This window comes from Amycolatopsis sp. NPDC004747, assembly GCF_053601335.1.
This window is the reverse complement of the sequence record NZ_JBSGBQ010000001.1, coordinates 249,406-265,979: the sequence shown is the minus strand read 5'-3', so window position 1 is coordinate 265,979 and position 16,574 is coordinate 249,406. Positions and strand designations below refer to the sequence as shown.

Below are 16,574 nucleotides of genomic sequence, written 5' to 3'. Positions count from 1 at the left end.
CCCTCTGGACCTCCGGTCACCCGGAGCCGATCACGGGCAGGTGAGCCACGCGAAGTGGTAGGTGGTCGTGATGCTGCCGTCGGTCGAGTCCATGGTGACGTAGCTGGTCGTCTTCTTCGGATCCGACGTCCCGACCGCGGCCCGCAATTCCGTGTTGATGTTCAGGTTGCGTTCCTCGCCACACGGCTTGAAGACGATCGCACCCACCTCCGTCGAATCGGTGAAATGCCAGTCGTCATCGAGCAGTCCGGCCAGCGGGTGCTGAATGTACGCTGTCGGCGAATTCCCCTGGAAATAGTAGTTCGCTCTTTCCAGGCCGGTCGCGCCGCGTTCCAGGTGCGCGAATCCGCGGTAGTCGGCCTGCGCGATTCCGTAGGTGAAGCCCTGCGGAACGTGCACCCGCAGGCCGATCTGGCAGTTCTTCCGGGCGTCCAGCGGGCCGGCGCCGACTCCGACCAACGCCGTGTAGGCGCTATAGGTCACGGTGAACGCCGTGTTATCCTGCGAAACCGCCACCGCGGACGTGCCTGCCGGACACCCGGTGCCATTGGCGTTGACCACGTCGATGACGATTTTGTCAGGCGGCGGAGGGGTGTTCCACGAATGCGGGGTGACCACTGAGGACAGCGCCATTACGGCAGCAACGACCGCAGACAGCATCGGAATCCTTCCCAATACATTCAAATTGGGGATGGGGGCCGGACCATGGTAGCCGAAGGATCATGGAAGCAAACCCCGCTGAACGGAGCAACGCTGGACACGCGTCCCATCAAGCGACATTGCTCACCTTTCGACAATTTTCGTAAACGCCATTCCGGTGAGCGTGAATAAATGCGTGGAGAAAACGATTTCGCGCCCCCGCTCCCCCGGCGGCCGGCCACGATCACCCGCGTGACGTCCGGCTCAGCCGATCAACGCCGCCGCCCGCCCCAGCGTCGCCACCCCCGCCACCGGCCACGGACCGGCCGTGATCACCACCGCGTGCCCGATGCCCCACCCGGCGAACTCCGCGCAGCGCCGCGCGAACGACTCCGCCGGCTCCCCGGGCGCCAGCCGGGTGCTGATCGTCTTCTCGATCTCCCCGTACGGCCGCCCCACCTCTTCGCAGTGCCGCCGCAGGACGGCGAGCTTGTGCCGCACCGTCCGCCCACCGTCGGGGACGTCGAAGACGTTGCACGCGTCGGCGTACCGCGCGACCAGCCGCAGCGTCCGCCGCTCACCCGCCCCGCCGACGAGGATCCGCGGCCGCCGCACCGGCCGCGGATTCCCGATCGGACGCTCGAGCCGGTAGTGCTCGCCTTCGAACGGCGACTCGTCACCCGCCCACATCCGCAACGCCAGCCGGATGGTCTCCTCCAGCTGCCCGAACCGCGCGCCCACCGGCGGGAACGGCAGGCCCATCGCCAGCGCCTCGCCCTCGTGGTGCCCGGCACCGATACCGAACCGGGCCCGCCCGCCGGAGAGGACGTCCAGCGTGGTGACCGCCTTGACCAGCAGTGCCGGCGGCCGGAACGACACCGCCGACACCATCGTGCCCAGCCCGATCCGGGTGGTCCGGCCGGCCAGGAACCCCAGTGTCGTGTACGCCTCCAGCATGGCCGAGTCCGCGGAGCTGTGCGGGTCGGCCTGCAGCAGGTGGTCGGCGACCCACAGCGTGTCCAGCCCCGCGTCCTCGGCCGCCACCGCGACGGCGGCGAGCTCACCCGTCAGGCTCCCCGCCCAGGAGAAGTCCGTGACCCCGATGCTCAACCGCATGACCGCCCCCGGCCCGACAACTCGATGGCCCACTCGATCGTGTGGTTCACCGCTGGTCCCCACCGGGTGCGAACGGGGCGCCGATCGGGCTCAGATGCATCCCCGCCAGCCGCCACTGCTCCCCGTCGCGCACCAGGACGTGCGCGGCGCGGAAGCGGCCGTTCACCGGGTTCCCCCGGTGCGTGGCGACCTGCTCGTGCACGCCGATCGCGATCGCGGTGCCACCGAAACCGCGGACCTCGACCTCGGTCCAGTCCAGCTTCTCGGTGATCAGCCCGCCGCCGTCGTAGCGCGCCAGCCACTGGTCGCGGTCCAGCACGAACCCCAGCGGCCCGACCAGGCGGAACCCCTCGGTGGCCAACCCGGCCAGCGCCTCGGTGTCGCCGCGTTCCTCCGCCGCGGCCCACACCCGGCCGAACTCGCGGACCTGCTCTTCGGTGCTCATCACGTTCCCCTTCCGTTCGATGCCTCAACGTTAGAAGTCTAACCATTAGATGTCAAACGCTTCGACTTCTCGGCATCTGCGCTAGGGTCCCCACGTGCCCAAACCCGCCACCGCCCCCATCGGCGTCGTCCTCGCCCGCACCGCCAAAACCGCCGCCCGCGCCTTCGACCACGCCCTCGCCGCCGCCGGCGGCTCCCAACCCGTCTGGCAGATCCTCATCTCCCTCAAAACCACCCCCGTCGCCAACCAACGCGAACTCGCCGACGCCGTCGGCATCCAAGGCGCCACCCTCACCCACCACCTCAACGGCATGGAAACCGCCGGCCTCGTCACCCGCCGCCGCGACCCCGCCAACCGCCGCGTCCACCTCGTCGAACTCACCGACGACGGCGAACAGCTCTTCCACCGCCTCGCCACCGCCGCCATCGCCCACGACCAGCGCATGCGCCAAGGCCTCACCGAAACCGAGGTCGCCCAGCTCGCCGACCTGCTCCACCGCCTCGCCGCCAACGTGACGGATACCTGATCGATCCAGCGAGAGTGACTGGACGCACCCGAACAGCGACGCCCGGGAGGGATAGGCTCCAAGGCACAAGCCAAAGTCGTCTCAAGCTGGAGAACCGCAATGACCCAAGCCCCCGTCAACGTGACCGTCACCGGCGCCGCCGGCCAGATCGGCTACGCGCTGCTCTTCCGCATCGCGTCCGGTCAGCTCCTCGGCCAGGACGTCCCGGTGAAGCTGCGGCTGCTCGAAATCCCGCAGGCGGTCAAGGCGGCCGAGGGCACCGCCATGGAGCTCGAAGACGGCGCATTCCCGCTCCTGGCAGGCACCGACATCTTCGACGACCCCAAGCAGGCCTTCGAAGGCACCAACATCGCCCTCCTCGTCGGCGCCCGCCCCCGCAGCAAGGGCATGGAACGCGGCGACCTCCTCGAAGCCAACGGCGGCATCTTCAAGCCCCAGGGCGAAGCCATCAACGCCGGCGCCGCCGACGACATCAAGGTCCTCGTCGTCGGCAACCCCGCCAACACCAACGCCCTCATCGCCCGCTCGCACGCCCCCGACGTGCCCGCAGACCGCTTCACCGCGATGACCCGCCTCGACCACAACCGCGCCCTCGCCCAGCTCGCCAAGAAGCTCGGCGTCCCGGTCACCGACCTCAAGAAGGTCGCCATCTGGGGCAACCACTCCGCCACCCAGTACCCCTCGGTCCAGCACGCCGAATTCGGCGGCAAGGCCATCGCCGACGCCGTCGACCAGGCCTGGCTCGAGAACGACTTCATCCCCACCGTCGCCAAGCGCGGCGCGGCCATCATCGAAGCCCGCGGCCTCTCCTCCGCCGCCTCGGCCGCCTCCGCCGCCATCGACCACGTCTACACCTGGGTCAACGGCACCCCCGCCGGCGACTGGACCTCCGCCGCCGTCGCCTCCGACGGCTCCTACGGCGTCCCCGAAGGCCTCATCTCCTCCTTCCCGGTCACCGCCGAGAACGGCCAGTACAAGATCGTCCAGGGCCTCGAGATCGACGACTTCTCCCGCGCCCGCATCGACGCCTCCGTCAACGAGCTCGTCGAGGAACGCGACACCGTGCAGAAGCTCGGCCTCATCTGAGCCGACCCACCGCACCGGGGCCGCCGTCCGCAATGGACGGCGGCCCCTTTCGCGTCCGGCGAACACCGCACGCCCAAAGCGAAACCACCACCGCGAACCGGATCCCGCGCCCTACCGTCGGCCCATGACCCTTTTCGCCGTGCCCGACATGCAGGCCCCCACCCAGTCCCCGGACGAAACGGTGTACCAGCAGCTCCTGCGCGACCGCATCGTCTTCCTCGGCTCCGAGGTGACCGACGACACCGCCAACCGGATCGTCGCCCAGCTGCTCCTGCTCGCCGCCGACGACCCGGACAAGGACATCACCTTCTACATCAACTCACCAGGCGGCTCGGTCACCGCAGGCATGGCCATCTACGACACCATGCAACTGGTCAAACCCGACGTCGCCACCTACGGCCTCGGCTTCGTCGCCTCCATGGGCCAGTTCCTGCTCTCCTCCGGCACCCCCGGCAAGCGCTACCTGCTGCCCAACACCCGGATCGTCATGCACCAGCCCTCGGCAGGCATCGGCGGCGCCGCCACCGACATCGCCATCCAGGCCGAGGTCTTCGGCCGGATGAAGCGCCGCATCGCCGAGATCACCGCGCGCCAGACCGGCCAGAGCGTCGAACGCATCACCGCCGACGCCGACCGCGACCGCTGGTTCGACGCCGACGAAGCACTGACGTACGGCTTCGTCGACCACATCGTGTCCGCCGGCTGATAGGAGCCTGTCCCCGTCTTTGCGGTTTTTGGCAGGAAAAGCGCCGGGGCTGATTTTTTTAAATCAGCCCCGGCGTATAGGTCGTTATACAGTTGTTGAGTTGATCCGACCGGTGCGTGCCGGTCGGTCGGGCTCAGACTCCGTCGAGGCCTCGGCGGGCCAGGAGGGGTTCGATCTCGGGGTCGCGGCCGCGGAAGGCGCGGAACGCGTCCATCGGGTCGATGCTCCCTCCCCTGCCGAGGAGGGTGTGGCGGAAGTGGTCGCCGTTGGCCCGGGCCAGTCCCCCGTTTTCGCGGAACCACTGGACGGTGTCGGCGTCGAGGACTTCGCTCCAGATGTAGGAGTAGTACCCGGCGCTGTAGCCGCCGCTGAAGATGTGCGCGAAGTAGGTCGTGCGGTAGCGCGGCGGGATGGCGTCGACGGCCACGCCGGCCTTCACGAGTGCCTCGGCTTCGAACGGCTGGACCTCTCCCACGCGGTCGTCGACGCCGAGCCCGTGCCAGGCCTGGTCGAGCAGGGACGCCGCGAGGTACTCGGTGGTGGAGAACCCTTCGCCGTACTGCTGGGCGGCCAGCAGCTTTTCCACCTGCTCCTGCGGCAGGGCTTCGCCGGTCTCGTGGTGCTTGGCGTAGTTGGCCAGTACTTCGGGCCACAGCATCCACATCTCGTTGACCTGTGACGGGTACTCGACGAAGTCGCGGGGCACGTTGGTGCCGGAGAAGGTGGGGTAGCGGACCGCGGAGACGAGTGCGTGGAGGGCGTGGCCGAACTCGTGGAAGGCGGTGACGACCTCGTCGAAGGTGAGCAGGGTCGGCTCCCCCGCCGGCGGCTTGTTGACGTTGAGCACGTTGACGACGACCGTTTTGCGGCCGAGCAGCTCGGACTGGTCGACGAACGTGTTCATCCAGGCGCCGCCGCGCTTGGCGTCGCGGGTGTAGAGGTCGAGCAGGTAGAGGCCCAGCGGGGTGCCGTCGGCGTCGAAGACCTCGAAGGTCCGGACCTCCGGGTGGTACTTGGGCAGGTCGTCGCGCTCGGTGAAGGTCAGGCCGTACAGCTTCGTCGCCGCGAAGAAGACGCCGTCGAGGTAGACGCGGTCGGCCTCGAAGTACGGGCGCAGCGCCTCGGTGTCGACCTCGAACCGCTCGCGGCGGACCTGGGTGGCGTAGAACGGCCAGTCCGACGGCCGCAGCGTCGCGCCCGGCACGTCGGCTTCCAGCAGCTGCTGGAGTTCGGCGGCTTCGGCGCGGGCGTTCGCGACCGCGGCGGGCGCCAGCCGTTCCAGCAGCCCGGCCGCGGCCTCGGCCGTCTTCGCCGTCTCGTCCGCGATGACGTACGCGGCGTGGTTCGGGTAGCCGAGCAGCACCGCCCGTTCCGCGCGCAGGCGGACGATCTCGGCGACGACGGCGTTGTTGTCGAAGGCGTTGCCGCGGTTGCCCCGCGCCATCGAGGCGGTGTGGATGCGCTCGCGGACCTCGCGGTTGCGCAGGGTTTCCAGCGGCGAGGCCTGGCTGGTCGGCAGGCTGAGGGTGAGCACGTACTTGCCGTCCTCACCGCGGGCGGACGCCGCCTCGGCCGCGGTGGCGATCGCGCCTTCGCCGAAGCCGTCGAGCTCGGCGCGGTCGGCGATGACGACGGCCAGCTCGTTGGTGTCCTTGAGGAGGTTCTGCTGGAACTTCGTCTGCCACGTGGAGAGCTGCTCGTTGAGCTCGCGCAGCCGCGCCTGCTCGGCCTCGCCGAGACCGGCGCCGGCGCGGCTGAAGTCGGTGTGCCGGCGTTCCAGCAGCCGCAGCGACTCCTCGTCGAGACCGAGCTCGCCGCGGCGGGCGTGGAGCGCGTCGATCCGGGCGAACAGCTGCGGGTTCAGGTGGATCGCGTCGTGGTGGGCGGCCAGCTTCGGCGCGAACTCCGCCTGGATCTCCTGGATCTCGTCGGTGCTGTTGGAGCCGGACAGGTTGTAGAACACGCTCGCCACCCGGCCGAGCAGCTCGCCGGCGCGCTCGAGGGCCACGATCGTGTTCTCGAACGTCGGCTCGGCGTCCTGCGCCGCGATCTGCTCGATCTCCGCCGCGTGCTCGGCCAGCCCGGCCTCGAACGCGGGCCGGTAGTGCGCGTCGGAGATCCGGTCGAAGGGCGGCAGGCCGTAGGGCAGTTCGCTGGGTGCGGCGAACGGGTTGTCCGGCGAAATCATCGGGCAGGCTCCTGGTCGGGGACAGACACTCGGTCTTGCCACCCTACGGGGTCCGCCCGGGTCGATGTCAGCGCTTTCCGGAGGTGGCCGGAGTCACCGTCCCGTGGTACCGCCCACCACGGCGTCGCTGCTCGACGCGGCCTTCTTGCCCCGCTTCGGCTTGGGTTCCGGCGGCACGATGCCGCGCAGATCGCCACCGTGGTCGTTGACGCGCATCACGAACGGCCGCGTCTCGGTGTAGCGCACGACGGAGATGGACGCCGGGTCGACGACGATCCGCTGGAAGGCGTCGAGGTGCTGGCCGAGCGCGTCGGCGAGGATGGACTTGATCACGTCGCCGTGGCTGCACAGCAGCCAGACGGCGTGGTCGCCGTGCTCGGCGGTGATCCGCCGGTCGTGCGCGCGGACGGCGGCGACTGACCGGGCCTGCATCGCCGCGAGTCCTTCGCCACCGGGGAACACCGCCGCCGAGGCGTGCGCCTGCACGACCCGCCAGAGCGGTTCCTTCGCCAGGTGCTTGAGTTCCTTGCCCGTCCAGTCCCCGTAGTCCACTTCGGACAGCCCGGGCTCGACGACCTTCTCGAGCCCGCGGGCGGTGGCCAGCGGGCCGACCGTCTGCTTGCACCGCAGCATGGGCGAGACGACGAGCCCGGAGAGGGGGACGCCGTCGAGGCGTTCGACGAGCTTCTCCGCCTGGGCGCGGCCGGTGTCGTCGAGGTTGACCTTCGGGGAGCGCCCGGCCAGGACGCCCGAGCCGTTGGCCGTCGACTTGCCGTGCCTCAGCAGAATGACCGTACTCACGGGTCCCACCCTACGTGGGGACCGATCAAGCGGTCCCCACGCGGGCGGATCAGTGGCCGACCGGGCCGGCGTTGGGGTCCAGCGCGCCGGTGAAGATGAGCACGAACAGCAGCACGCCGAGCACCAGCCGGTACACCACGAACGGCACGAAGCTGCGCTTCTTGATGTAGGCCATCAGCCAGGCGATCACCGCGTACCCGACGCCGAAGGCGACCAGCGTGGCCAGGATCGTCGGGCCCCACTGGGCAGGCACCCCGCCGGCGCCGATGTCCTTGAGCTTGTACACCCCCGAGCCGAACACCGCCGGCAGCGCCAGCAGGAACGAGTACTCCGCCGCCTCGGAACGGGTGTAGCCGAGCAGCAGGCCCGCGCTGGTCGTGCCGCCCGAGCGGGACACCCCCGGGATCAGGGCCAGCGCCTGCGCGAAGCCGAAGCCGAGCCCGTGCGGCACGGTCAGGTCGTCCAGCGTCCGCTCCTGCTTCCCGACCCGGTCGGCGACCAGCAGGATCAGGCCGAACACGATGAGCACGCTCGCGGTGATCCGCAGGTCGCGGAAGGCGCTGTCGATCTGGTCCTGCAGCAGCAGCCCGAGCACCACGATCGGCAGCGAGCCGACGATGATCAGCCAGCCCAGCCGGGCGTCCGGGTCACGGCGCCACTCCGCCCGGTACAGCGAGAAGAACCAGGCCCGCAGGATCTTCCCGATCTTGGGCCCGAAGTAGATGATCACCGCGAGCTCGGTGCCGATCTGGGTGACGGCGGTGAACGCCGCGCCCGGGTCGTCCCAGCCCGCCAGCGCCGCCACGATCCGCAGGTGCGCGCTCGAGGAGATCGGCAGGAACTCGGTCAGGCCCTGGACCAGGCCCAGGACGAGTGCTTCGAACCACCCCACGTCAAGCCACCCCCGCCAGTTCGAGAGCCTCGACGGCCGTGCGCAGCGCCGCGGCCGGCTCGGACGTGTAGGGCGACACCGACAGGGTCGTCACGCCGGCTTCGGCGTATTCCGTCATCTTCTCCGCTATCCGTTCCTTCGGGCCCAGCAGCGACGTCGCGTCGAGGAACTCCGGCGGCACCGCCGCCATCGCCCCCGCCCGGTCGCCCGCCAGGTACTTCTCCTGCACTTCGGCGGCCTCGGCCGCGAATCCCATCCGGCACGCCAGCCGGTTGTAGAAGTTCTTCTCCTTGCTCCCCATCCCGCCGAGGTAGAGGGCCGCGTAGCCGCGCACGGCGTCCGCACACGCCCGCCAGTCCTCGCCGGGCACCAGCGGCACCGAAGGGACGACGTCGAAGCCCTCCAGGGTGCGCCCGGCCCGCTCGGCGCCGGCGCGGACGTGGGCCAGCTGCTCCCCCGCGTGCGACGGCGAGAAGAACACCGGCAGCCAGCCGTCGGCGATCTCCCCGGCCAGCTCCAGGTTCTTCGGGCCGATCGCGGCCAGGTACAGCGGGATGTGCTTGCGGGCCGGCCGGACGGTCAGCCGCAGCGCCTTGCCCGGGCCGTCCGGCAGCGGCAGCGTGAAGTGCTCGCCCTCGAACCTCAGCCGCTCGCGGCGCAGCGCGGTTCGCACGATCGAGGCGTACTCGCGGGTGCGGCTCACCGGGGAGGCGAACCGGACACCGTGCCAGCCCTCGGACACCTGCGGGCCGGACACGCCGAGGCCGAGCCGGAACCGGCCGCCCGAGAGCGTGTCGAGGGTCGCGGCGGTCATCGCCGTCATCGCCGGCGTGCGCGCCGGGATCTGCAGCACGGCGGCGCCGACGTCGATCCGCGACGTCCGCGCCGCGATCCACGAGAGCACGGTCACCGCGTCCGAGCCGTAGGCCTCCGCGGCCCACACGACCGCGTACCCCAGCTCCTCCGCGTGTTTCGCCAGTGCCAGGTTCGCGGGGTCGTTCCCCGTTCCCCAGTAGCCGAGATTCAGTCCGAGTCGCACGCGGACAGACCCTAACGGGGGCCATGATCGCGACACGACTCACCTTGGTCTCCTCCGGAGGAGGCTGCCCACTAGGCTCGGCGGTCGTGGAAAAGCGACTGCTCGGCCGCTCGGGACTGCGCGTCTCCCGTATGGCGCTCGGCACCATGACCTGGGGTGGCGACACGGACGCGGAGGAGGCCGCCAGCCAGCTGGTCGCCTTCGTCGACGCCGGCGGCACCCTGGTGGACACGGCCGACATCTACGGCGAGGGCGAGAGCGAACGGGTGCTCGGCTCCCTGCTCGGCGACCTCGTGCCCCGCGAAGACGTCGTCCTCGCGACCAAGGCCGTGGCCAAGCGCACCGACGGCCCGTTCGGCGGCGGCGCCTCCCGCGGCGCGCTGCTCACCGCGCTCGACGGCTCGCTGAAGCGGCTCGGCACCGACCACATCGACCTCTGGCAGCTGCACGCCTGGGACGACTGCGTCCCGCTCGCCGAGACGCTCTCCGCCCTCGAGTACGCCGTGACCAGCGGGAAGGTCCGCTACGTCGGCGTCTCGAACTACGCGGGCTGGCAGCTGGCCACCGCGGCCGCCGGCGCTTCGGCGCTCGCGCCGATCGTCTCCACCCAGGTCGAGTACTCGCTGCTGGAGCGCGGGGTGGACCGCGAAGTGGTGCCCGCGGCCGCGCACCACGGCATCGGGCTGCTGCCGTGGGCTCCGCTCGGCCGCGGCGTGCTGACCGGCAAGTACCGCACCGGCACCCCCGCCGACTCGCGCGGCGCGAACAGCGCCTACGCCGGGTACGTCGAGCACCACCGCACCGACCGCGCGGCCCGGATCGTGCAGGCGGTCGCCACCGCCGCCGACGGGCTCGGCACGTCCCCGCTCGCCGTCGCGCTGGCCTGGGTCCGCGACCGGCCCGGCGTCGTCGCCCCGGTCGTCGGCGCCCGCGACACCGGCCAGCTCACCGGCTCGCTGACGGCGGAGGACATCACCCTCCCGCCCGCCATCCGGTCCGCGCTCGACGACGTCAGCGCGATCGAGGTCGGCTACCCCGAACGCTGGCCCCGGTGAGCGCCAGGTGTCTGTTCGGTGACACGCACGTGACGGCACGGGGATCAAGGAGCATGCTGGTGAAGACCAACCGCCGAGGGACGCCTGGAGGCCGCAACGTGCATCGGCTCGCCGCCGTGTCGTGGATCGCGCTCCCGCTCGCCGGTGCCCTGGTGCTCTCGGGCTGTTCGTCGGCCAAATCGACCTCCGACGACCTGCAGATCGTGGCGAACCCCACCGCGGCCCGGCCTGCCGTCTCCCCCGCGGTCACCGTGAAGCCCGCCGGTCAGGTGCTCGGTTCGGGCTCGGTGTCGGCCGTCGCCGTCGACCCGAAGACGGCGACCCTCGTCGTTGCGGTTTCTTCACCACCGGCTTTGCAGCTGTACGACCTGAACGCGCTCGCGTCACCCCCGGTGAATATGTCGTTATACAGTGCGGCGTCCCGGTTGACGGTGACGCCGGGGCGGGTGGAGATCGCCGAGCCCGGTCGGGGTGTGGTGCAGGAGCTGACGTTGCCGGACCGGAAGCTGACCGAGACGCAGACGGGCGGGCAGCCGGCGTCGAGCATCGTCTACGGGGCCGATCGGCTGGTCGCGATGGGGGCGGGCAAGGACATCCGGGTGCTGACGGCGGCGGGTCCGGCGCGGACGATCGGCGGGCAGCTCTACAGCGCCGACGACGTAGTCGACACCGGCGGCGGTGTGGTGGTGCTGGACCGGTTGCGGACCGCGGTCTTCTCGGTCGACGTCGCCGCGGGGAAGGTCGGCGAGGGCCTGCGGGCGGGTGACGGTGCCGCGAACGCCGTGGCGGACTCCTACGGGCGGGTGCTGGTGACCGATGTGCGGGCGGGGGCGCTGCTGGCGTTCTCGGCGGGCCCGCTGATCCTGAAGCAGCGCTACCCGGTGCCCGGTGGGGCGTACGGGATCGCCTACGACGCCACGCGCAGCCTCGCGTGGGTGACGCTCACCGAGCGGAACGAGGTGGTGGGGTTCGACGTCCGCGGCGGCGAGCCCGTGGAGAAGTACCGGTTCCCCACCGTGCGCCAGCCGGACTCGGTGGGGGTGGACGAGAAGAGCGGCCGGGTGATCGTCGGCTCGGCCGCGGGAGAAGGGACCCAGGTGATCCAGCCATGACAGCGGTCAGCGAGGCGGTGGTCGAAGGGGATTGGGAGTATCGCCGTCTGCACCTCCCCCCGGGCGTGTCCCGGCGTGCGGCGGCGATCCAGCTCTCCATCCACGCGGAGTTCGCGGGCTGGGAACTGCGGACGGTGCGGCTCTACGCCGACGGCACGCGCCGGGTCTGGCTGCGCCGCAAGAAGACGGCGCAGAGCCTTCCCGGCGCCCTGCCGACCTAGCGGTTCGGGGTGACGCCGCCGGGTCCGGTGCGCGGCCGCCGGGCTGTCAGCCGAGCACGTGGTGCAGCCAGTCGCTCCAGGTCTTTTCTTCGGCGTCGGCGTCGGCACCCGGGGTGAACAGGTGGTGGCAGGCGACCATCGCGCCCTGGAAGCCGCGCACGAACCGGAACATCGCGTCCGGTGTCCGCACGCCGGCTGTCTGGTCGTTGACCGCGTAGACCATGCCCTCCTGTTCCTGGCCGATGCGGACCCGGTCGCCCTCGACGGGCCGCGCCGCCAGGCCCAGCGCCCGGCCGAGCCGCGTCCACGCCTCGTCCCAGTCCCCCACCGGCGGCCCGAAGGCCGTCACCGGTGTCGCCGTCCGGCCCGCGAAGTGCGTCACGTATTCGACCAGCGTGCGGAAGAACAGCTCGCCGCCCGTGGTCATCGCCTCGAACTCGTCCTCCCAGTCGTCGCCCGGGAGGAACCCGCTGGTGACGCACCGGATCACCGTGCTGCCGCCGCCGCGGCCCTCGATGAGGAACTCGTAGGCGATCCGCCGTCCGTCCGGTGCCGTGTCGCTGCCGTAGGCGAGCTTGGCCGCCGGGTCCCATTCGCGGATCCGGAACTCGGGCCGGTAGCCGCCGAAGGCGCCGCGGACCGTGCCGCCGGTGCCGCCTTCGACCTCGTTGCGGCCCATGAACCACGAATCGATCCCCGGCCCGGTCGCGATGGCTTCCCAGACCTGTTCCGGGGTCGCCCCGACCTCGGCGACGTCGGTCAGTTCGAACTCGTACCCCACCTCAGGACTCCTCCGGGACGCTCGGGTGCACGGCGACGACCACCCGGTACGAGCGGCCTTTCTCGGCCGTCTCGTCGTGGTACTTCCCGACGAGCGTGGTGACCGCGGCCGCCAGCTCCTCGGCGAACGCGGCCCGGTCGGCGGCCGAGGCGAACCGCACCTCGCCGTCGAGCGCGAAGGTCGCCAGGCGCTGCTTAGCCTTGGCCGCGCCGGTGATGAGCAGCCCGACGTCGCGCACGAGCCGGCCGGCGACGGCGAGCAGCCACCGCGCCGAGAGCCGGTCCGGTGAGCGGGCCGGGTCCGGCTGCACGGCGGCCAGCGCCGTCGGCGAGATGACGTACGACGCCGCCGTCGCCCGCATCATCCGCTCGGTGACGTTGCCCTTGCGGCGTTCCTCCACCAGCTCCACCAGGCCGTGGCTCTCCAGTGCCCGCAGGTGGTAGTTCACCTTCTGGCGGGGCAGGCCGACGCGCGCGGCCAGCATCGTCGCCGAGGCCGGCTCGGCCAGTTCGGCCAGCAGCCGGGCCCGGACCGGGTCCAGCGACACCTCGGCCGCCGCCGCGTCTTCGATCACCGCCACGGGAAACATGGGCCCAGCATCCAGCCGAACAGAGAAGTTGTCAAGAACGATCGAGCTGTCGGTCGAGCAGGCCCTGGAAGTGCGGGCACGCCATGAGGTCGTCATGCGTGCAGTCGCCCTCCAGCAGCTCCAGCGCGGCCTGCGCCCGGGCGATCCGGGTCCGCAACCGCGCACGCTGGCGGGCCGCCATCGCCGCCCGGCCGGCCGCGGACCGGTCGGTCAGCATCGAGCGGATGTCCGCGAGCTCCCACCCGGCCTCCTTGGCGACCAGGATCGCGGCCACCTGCCGCACGTCCGCGTCGGTGTAGCGGCGCCGGGTGCCCACCCGGGCCGGCGTCAGCAGCCCTTCCGCTTCCCAGTACCGCAGCACGTGGGCCGGGAGCCCGAACCGGGCCGCCACTTCGCCGATTGACTTCATCCCGGCATTAAGTCGCAGGATGGGCGCCATGTCCACGTTGCTCTCCCTCCTCGACGCCCTCGACGACCGCCCGCAAGCCGTCGACCTGCGGGAACGTACCTACCGAGCGCTCGGCGGCACCGTGGTCGACGTCGGCTGCGGCAGCGGGCGAGCCGTCGGCGAACTGGCCGCGCGCGGGGTGCGCGCCATCGGCGTCGACGCCGACCCGGCCATGGTCGAGGTCGCCACCGCACGCCGGCCCGACGGCGAGTTCCACGTCGCCGACGCCACCGCGCTGCCCCTCGGCGACGGCTCGGTCACCGGTTACCGCGCCGACAAGGTCCTGCACGTCCTCCCCGACCCCGTGCGCGCGGTCGCCGAGGCCCGCCGCGTCCTGGCCCCGGGCGGCCGGGCGGTGCTCACCGGCCAGGACTGGGACACGATCGTCATCGACTCCGACGACCCCGCGCGCACCCGGTCGATCGTCCACGCGCGCGCGGACGGCATGCCCCACCCGCGGATCGCCCGGCGGTACCGCAACCTCCTGCTGGACAGCGGGTTCACCGACGTCACGATCGAGGTCCACACGATCGTCTGGACCGACGCGGCGGCCTTGCCGGTGCTGGCCAACCTCGGCGGCGACGGAGCTTGGCTGGCGGAGCAGGCCACCCGCGCCCGCGAAGACCGGCTGTTCGTCGCCGTGCCGATGTTCCTCGCCACCGGCACCCGCCCCGGCTGAGCTCAGCTCCGGAGACTCGCGTTGACCAGCGCGACCACCCGCGGCAGCACCTGGGCCGCGGCCTCCAGCGGCACGACGTGCCCGACCCCGGGCAGCACCACGGCCGTGCCGTTGCCGAGGCCGCGGACCCACTGCTCCACATCGGACGCCCGGACGATCCGGTCCCGCTCCCCCACGATCGCCGTCACGCGCAGGTCGGCGACCTGCGTCAAGGCCGCGTCGCGCGCGTAGGCGTCCATCGCCGGGCGGAACAGGGACACGGTGTGGGGCCAGTTGCCGCGGACCATCTTCACGGTCAGTTCGACCAACTCCGGGTCCGGGTCGTCGCCGAACAGCCACCAGCGCAGGCCCGCGCTGACCGCCCGGCTGGTGTGTTCGCGCACGACGCCGAAGAGCTTCGAGCCGAGCACCGCCTCGAGGTCGCGGGCCAGCTTCCCCAGGGCGTTCGGCCAGGTCGCCGACACCTCGGCCGCCAGCGTGCCCGACGAGGTCGCGAGCAGTACCAACCCGGAAACCCGCTCGGCGAACACCGAAGCATGCCGCTGGGACAGCGACATGATGGCCAGGCCGCCCATGTCGTGGCCCACCAGCACCACCCGGCCCTCGGGCACCTCGCGCGCCAGCAGCTCGGCGAGGTCGTCGCCGAGCTGGGCCATGGTCGCGGTCCCGCGCCGCGCCCGCCCCGAGCCGCCGTGGCCGCGCTGGTCGTAGGTCAGCACGGCCACCGGCCCGTCGGCCGCGGCCGGCACCAGCGGCGCGATCCGGCCCCAGCTGCGCTGGTCGAGCGCGTAGCCGTGGACGAACACCACGGTCACCGGCGCGGCCGGGTCGCCCCTGCGGATCACCTGCAGGAGCGTGCCGTCGGCGAGCGCGAACCCGGTCATCAGCTGGTGCGCAGGAACCGGTCCAGCACGCGGGTGCCGAACTTCAGCGCCTCGACCGGGACCCGCTCGTCGACGCCGTGGAACAGCGCCGAGAAGTCGAGGTCCGCGGGCAGCTTGAGCGGCGCGAAGCCGAAGTTGCGGATGCCGAGGTACTGGAACGACTTCGCGTCGGTGCCACCGGAGAGCATGTACGGCAGCGTTTTCGCGCCCGGGTCCTCGGCCAGGACCGCGGCGCTCATGGCGTCCACCAGCGCGCCGTCGAAGGTGGTCTCGACCGGCGGGAGCTCCATCCACTCCTTCTCGATGTCCGGGCCGAGCAGCTCGTCGAGCTCGCGGTCGAAGGCCTCCAGGCGGCCCGGCAGGATCCGGCAGTCCACCGCGGCCTCGGCGACCGAAGGGATCACGTTCGACTTGTAGCCGGCGGTGAGCATGGTCGGGTTGGCCGTGTCGCGCAGGGTCGCGCCGATCATCCGGGAGATGTTGCCCAGCTTGGCGACCGAGCCCTCCAGGTCGTCCTCGGGGAAGTCCCAGCCGGTGAGCTCGGTGACGCCGGCGAGGAACTCCCGCACCGAGTCCGTGAGCACGAGCGGGAACCGGTGGTTGCCGAGCTTCGCCACGGCTTCGGCCAGCTTGGTGACCGCGTTGTCGCGGTGGATCATCGAGCCGTGCCCGGCGGTGCCGCGCACCCGCAGCTTCATCCAGCGGATGCCCTTTTCCGCCGTCTCGATGAGGTAGGCGCGGACGTCGTCCTTGAGGGTGATCGAGAAGCCGCCGACCTCGCTGATCGCCTCGGTGACGCCCTCGAACAGCTCCGGGCGGTGCTCCACCAGCCACTGCGCGCCGTAGTGGCCACCGGCCTCCTCGTCGGCCAGGAAGGCGAAGACCAGATCGCGCGGCGGCACGACGTTGTTCAGCTTGTAGTGCCGGGCCAGCGCGAGCGCCATCGCGCACATGTCCTTCATGTCGACCGCGCCCCGGCCCCAGACGTAGCCGTCCTGGATCGCGCCGGAGAAGGGGTGGACCGACCACTCCGAGGGATCGGCGGGCACGGCGTCGAGGTGACCGTGGATGAGCAGTGCGCCCCGGGACCGGTCGGCGCCTTCGAGCCGGACGATCACGTTGTGCCGGTTCTTGCCGCCCGACTCGACGTAGGTGATCTCGTAGCCGGCGTCGGTCAGCTTTTCGGCCACGTACTCCGCCGCCGCCCGCTCGCCGACCAGCGTTTCGGGATCGCCGGTGTTGGTCGTGTCGATGCGGATGAGCTCGCTGGTCAGCGTGACGGCCTCGGCCGCGGCGGCTTCGATCAGGTTCGGTTCGGTCACCGGGCATTCCTATCATTCGCGCCGCCGCGCGCGCTGATCGTGGGA

The 16,574-nt window shown here is 71.3% G+C and carries 19 protein-coding genes; 7 read left to right on the top strand and 12 right to left on the bottom strand.

The window, feature by feature from the left end; genetic code table 11:
* Nucleotides 1-30: 30 nt before the first annotated feature.
* The 3 genes from ACWEGE_RS01075 to ACWEGE_RS01065 form a co-directional block, all read right to left on the bottom strand.
* Nucleotides 31-660 (bottom strand): DUF4360 domain-containing protein, encoded by a 630-nt coding sequence (locus ACWEGE_RS01075; RefSeq protein ID WP_449658411.1) that lies wholly within the window; start codon nucleotides 658-660, stop codon nucleotides 31-33.
* Nucleotides 661-903: 243 nt separating this feature from the next.
* Nucleotides 904-1,755, bottom strand: coding sequence for a TIGR03560 family F420-dependent LLM class oxidoreductase (locus tag ACWEGE_RS01070; RefSeq protein ID WP_449658410.1), 852 nt, complete (start codon nucleotides 1,753-1,755; stop codon nucleotides 904-906).
* Between the two features lie 46 nt (nucleotides 1,756-1,801).
* On the bottom strand, nucleotides 1,802-2,200 hold the full coding sequence (locus ACWEGE_RS01065) for a nuclear transport factor 2 family protein (RefSeq protein WP_449658409.1): 399 nt from the start codon (nucleotides 2,198-2,200) through the stop codon (nucleotides 1,802-1,804).
* Nucleotides 2,201-2,294: 94 nt separating this feature from the next.
* Between ACWEGE_RS01065 and ACWEGE_RS01060 the strand changes: the two genes are divergently transcribed.
* The 3 genes from ACWEGE_RS01060 (at nucleotide 2,295) to ACWEGE_RS01050 (ending at nucleotide 4,518) form a co-directional block, all read left to right on the top strand.
* A complete protein-coding gene (locus ACWEGE_RS01060) occupies nucleotides 2,295-2,726 on the top strand; it encodes a MarR family winged helix-turn-helix transcriptional regulator (RefSeq protein WP_449658408.1) in 432 nt (143 codons plus the stop codon).
* Nucleotides 2,727-2,825: 99 nt separating this feature from the next.
* Nucleotides 2,826-3,812, top strand: coding sequence for a malate dehydrogenase (locus ACWEGE_RS01055; RefSeq protein WP_364248843.1), 987 nt, complete (start codon nucleotides 2,826-2,828; stop codon nucleotides 3,810-3,812).
* A 124-nt stretch (nucleotides 3,813-3,936) separates the two neighbouring features.
* The gene (locus ACWEGE_RS01050) at nucleotides 3,937-4,518 is read left to right on the top strand and encodes a ClpP family protease (protein WP_449658407.1); all 582 of its coding nucleotides are present in this window, start codon (nucleotides 3,937-3,939) and stop codon (nucleotides 4,516-4,518) included.
* A 133-nt stretch (nucleotides 4,519-4,651) separates the two neighbouring features.
* Here the strand turns inward: ACWEGE_RS01050 and ACWEGE_RS01045 are convergent, their stop codons facing one another.
* The 4 genes from ACWEGE_RS01045 to ACWEGE_RS01030 all read right to left on the bottom strand — a co-directional run bounded on the left by ACWEGE_RS01045 (nucleotide 4,652) and on the right by ACWEGE_RS01030 (nucleotide 9,438).
* A complete protein-coding gene (locus ACWEGE_RS01045) occupies nucleotides 4,652-6,706 on the bottom strand; it encodes a M3 family metallopeptidase (RefSeq protein WP_449658406.1) in 2,055 nt (684 codons plus the stop codon).
* Between the two features lie 93 nt (nucleotides 6,707-6,799).
* Entirely contained in the window at nucleotides 6,800-7,507 is a 708-nt protein-coding gene (locus tag ACWEGE_RS01040; RefSeq protein WP_449658405.1) for a histidine phosphatase family protein, read from the bottom strand.
* 49 nt (nucleotides 7,508-7,556) lie between these two features.
* The gene (locus ACWEGE_RS01035) at nucleotides 7,557-8,399 is read right to left on the bottom strand and encodes an undecaprenyl-diphosphate phosphatase (RefSeq protein ID WP_449658404.1); all 843 of its coding nucleotides are present in this window, start codon (nucleotides 8,397-8,399) and stop codon (nucleotides 7,557-7,559) included.
* Nucleotide 8,400: 1 nt separating this feature from the next.
* Nucleotides 8,401-9,438: an LLM class F420-dependent oxidoreductase gene (locus ACWEGE_RS01030; protein ID WP_449658403.1), complete on the bottom strand. Its 1,038-nt coding sequence runs from the start codon at nucleotides 9,436-9,438 to the stop codon at nucleotides 8,401-8,403.
* Nucleotides 9,439-9,524: 86 nt separating this feature from the next.
* Here ACWEGE_RS01030 and ACWEGE_RS01025 point away from each other — a divergent pair, with 86 nt between their 5' ends.
* From ACWEGE_RS01025 to ACWEGE_RS01015, 3 genes are all read left to right on the top strand, one after another.
* Entirely contained in the window at nucleotides 9,525-10,493 is a 969-nt protein-coding gene (locus ACWEGE_RS01025; protein ID WP_449658402.1) for an aldo/keto reductase, read from the top strand.
* 98 nt (nucleotides 10,494-10,591) lie between these two features.
* The gene (locus ACWEGE_RS01020; protein ID WP_449658679.1) at nucleotides 10,592-11,605 is read left to right on the top strand and encodes a YncE family protein; all 1,014 of its coding nucleotides are present in this window, start codon (nucleotides 10,592-10,594) and stop codon (nucleotides 11,603-11,605) included.
* Nucleotides 11,602-11,826 (top strand): DUF5703 family protein, encoded by a 225-nt coding sequence (locus tag ACWEGE_RS01015; RefSeq protein WP_004561940.1) that lies wholly within the window; start codon nucleotides 11,602-11,604, stop codon nucleotides 11,824-11,826. Before ACWEGE_RS01020 ends, ACWEGE_RS01015 begins: the two co-directional genes overlap by 4 nt.
* A 46-nt stretch (nucleotides 11,827-11,872) precedes the next feature.
* Here ACWEGE_RS01015 and ACWEGE_RS01010 read toward each other — a convergent pair whose 3' ends face one another.
* From ACWEGE_RS01010 to ACWEGE_RS01000, 3 genes are read right to left on the bottom strand one after another with little or no spacing between them, the layout of a single operon-like run.
* On the bottom strand, nucleotides 11,873-12,607 hold the full coding sequence (locus ACWEGE_RS01010) for an SRPBCC family protein (protein WP_449658401.1): 735 nt from the start codon (nucleotides 12,605-12,607) through the stop codon (nucleotides 11,873-11,875).
* A gap of 1 nt (nucleotide 12,608) precedes the next feature.
* Nucleotides 12,609-13,196, bottom strand: coding sequence for an ArsR/SmtB family transcription factor (locus ACWEGE_RS01005; RefSeq protein ID WP_449658400.1), 588 nt, complete (start codon nucleotides 13,194-13,196; stop codon nucleotides 12,609-12,611).
* 31 nt (nucleotides 13,197-13,227) lie between these two features.
* Nucleotides 13,228-13,605 carry a MerR family transcriptional regulator gene (locus ACWEGE_RS01000; protein WP_449658399.1) on the bottom strand — a complete coding sequence of 126 codons (378 nt, stop codon included), beginning with the start codon at nucleotides 13,603-13,605 and terminating at the stop codon, nucleotides 13,228-13,230.
* A 28-nt stretch (nucleotides 13,606-13,633) separates the two neighbouring features.
* On the opposite strand from ACWEGE_RS01000, the gene ACWEGE_RS00995 reads away from it, so the two are divergent.
* Nucleotides 13,634-14,323 carry a methyltransferase domain-containing protein gene (locus tag ACWEGE_RS00995; protein WP_449658398.1) on the top strand — a complete coding sequence of 230 codons (690 nt, stop codon included), beginning with the start codon at nucleotides 13,634-13,636 and terminating at the stop codon, nucleotides 14,321-14,323.
* 2 nt (nucleotides 14,324-14,325) lie between these two features.
* Here the strand turns inward: ACWEGE_RS00995 and ACWEGE_RS00990 are convergent, their stop codons facing one another.
* Complete coding sequence (locus tag ACWEGE_RS00990) at nucleotides 14,326-15,207, bottom strand: alpha/beta fold hydrolase (RefSeq protein ID WP_449658397.1); 882 nt, start codon at nucleotides 15,205-15,207, stop codon at nucleotides 14,326-14,328.
* Entirely contained in the window at nucleotides 15,207-16,529 is a 1,323-nt protein-coding gene (locus tag ACWEGE_RS00985; RefSeq protein WP_449658396.1) for a M20/M25/M40 family metallo-hydrolase, read from the bottom strand. Before ACWEGE_RS00985 ends, ACWEGE_RS00990 begins: the two co-directional genes overlap by 1 nt.
* Between the last annotated feature and the right edge of the window lie 45 nt (nucleotides 16,530-16,574).

Coding starts and splice junctions, on each gene's coding strand:
- ACWEGE_RS01075 (WP_449658411.1), bottom strand. CDS start 660: ATGCTGTCTGCGGTCGTTGCTGCCGTAATGGCGCTGTCCTCAGTGGTC.
- ACWEGE_RS01070 (WP_449658410.1), bottom strand. CDS start 1,755: ATGCGGTTGAGCATCGGGGTCACGGACTTCTCCTGGGCGGGGAGCCTG.
- ACWEGE_RS01065 (WP_449658409.1), bottom strand. CDS start 2,200: ATGAGCACCGAAGAGCAGGTCCGCGAGTTCGGCCGGGTGTGGGCCGCG.
- ACWEGE_RS01055 (WP_364248843.1), top strand. CDS start 2,826: ATGACCCAAGCCCCCGTCAACGTGACCGTCACCGGCGCCGCCGGCCAG.
- ACWEGE_RS01050 (WP_449658407.1), top strand. CDS start 3,937: ATGACCCTTTTCGCCGTGCCCGACATGCAGGCCCCCACCCAGTCCCCG.
- ACWEGE_RS01045 (WP_449658406.1), bottom strand. CDS start 6,706: ATGATTTCGCCGGACAACCCGTTCGCCGCACCCAGCGAACTGCCCTAC.
- ACWEGE_RS01015 (WP_004561940.1), top strand. CDS start 11,602: ATGACAGCGGTCAGCGAGGCGGTGGTCGAAGGGGATTGGGAGTATCGC.
- ACWEGE_RS01005 (WP_449658400.1), bottom strand. CDS start 13,196: ATGTTTCCCGTGGCGGTGATCGAAGACGCGGCGGCGGCCGAGGTGTCG.
- ACWEGE_RS01000 (WP_449658399.1), bottom strand. CDS start 13,605: ATGAAGTCAATCGGCGAAGTGGCGGCCCGGTTCGGGCTCCCGGCCCAC.
- ACWEGE_RS00995 (WP_449658398.1), top strand. CDS start 13,634: ATGTCCACGTTGCTCTCCCTCCTCGACGCCCTCGACGACCGCCCGCAA.
- ACWEGE_RS00990 (WP_449658397.1), bottom strand. CDS start 15,207: ATGACCGGGTTCGCGCTCGCCGACGGCACGCTCCTGCAGGTGATCCGC.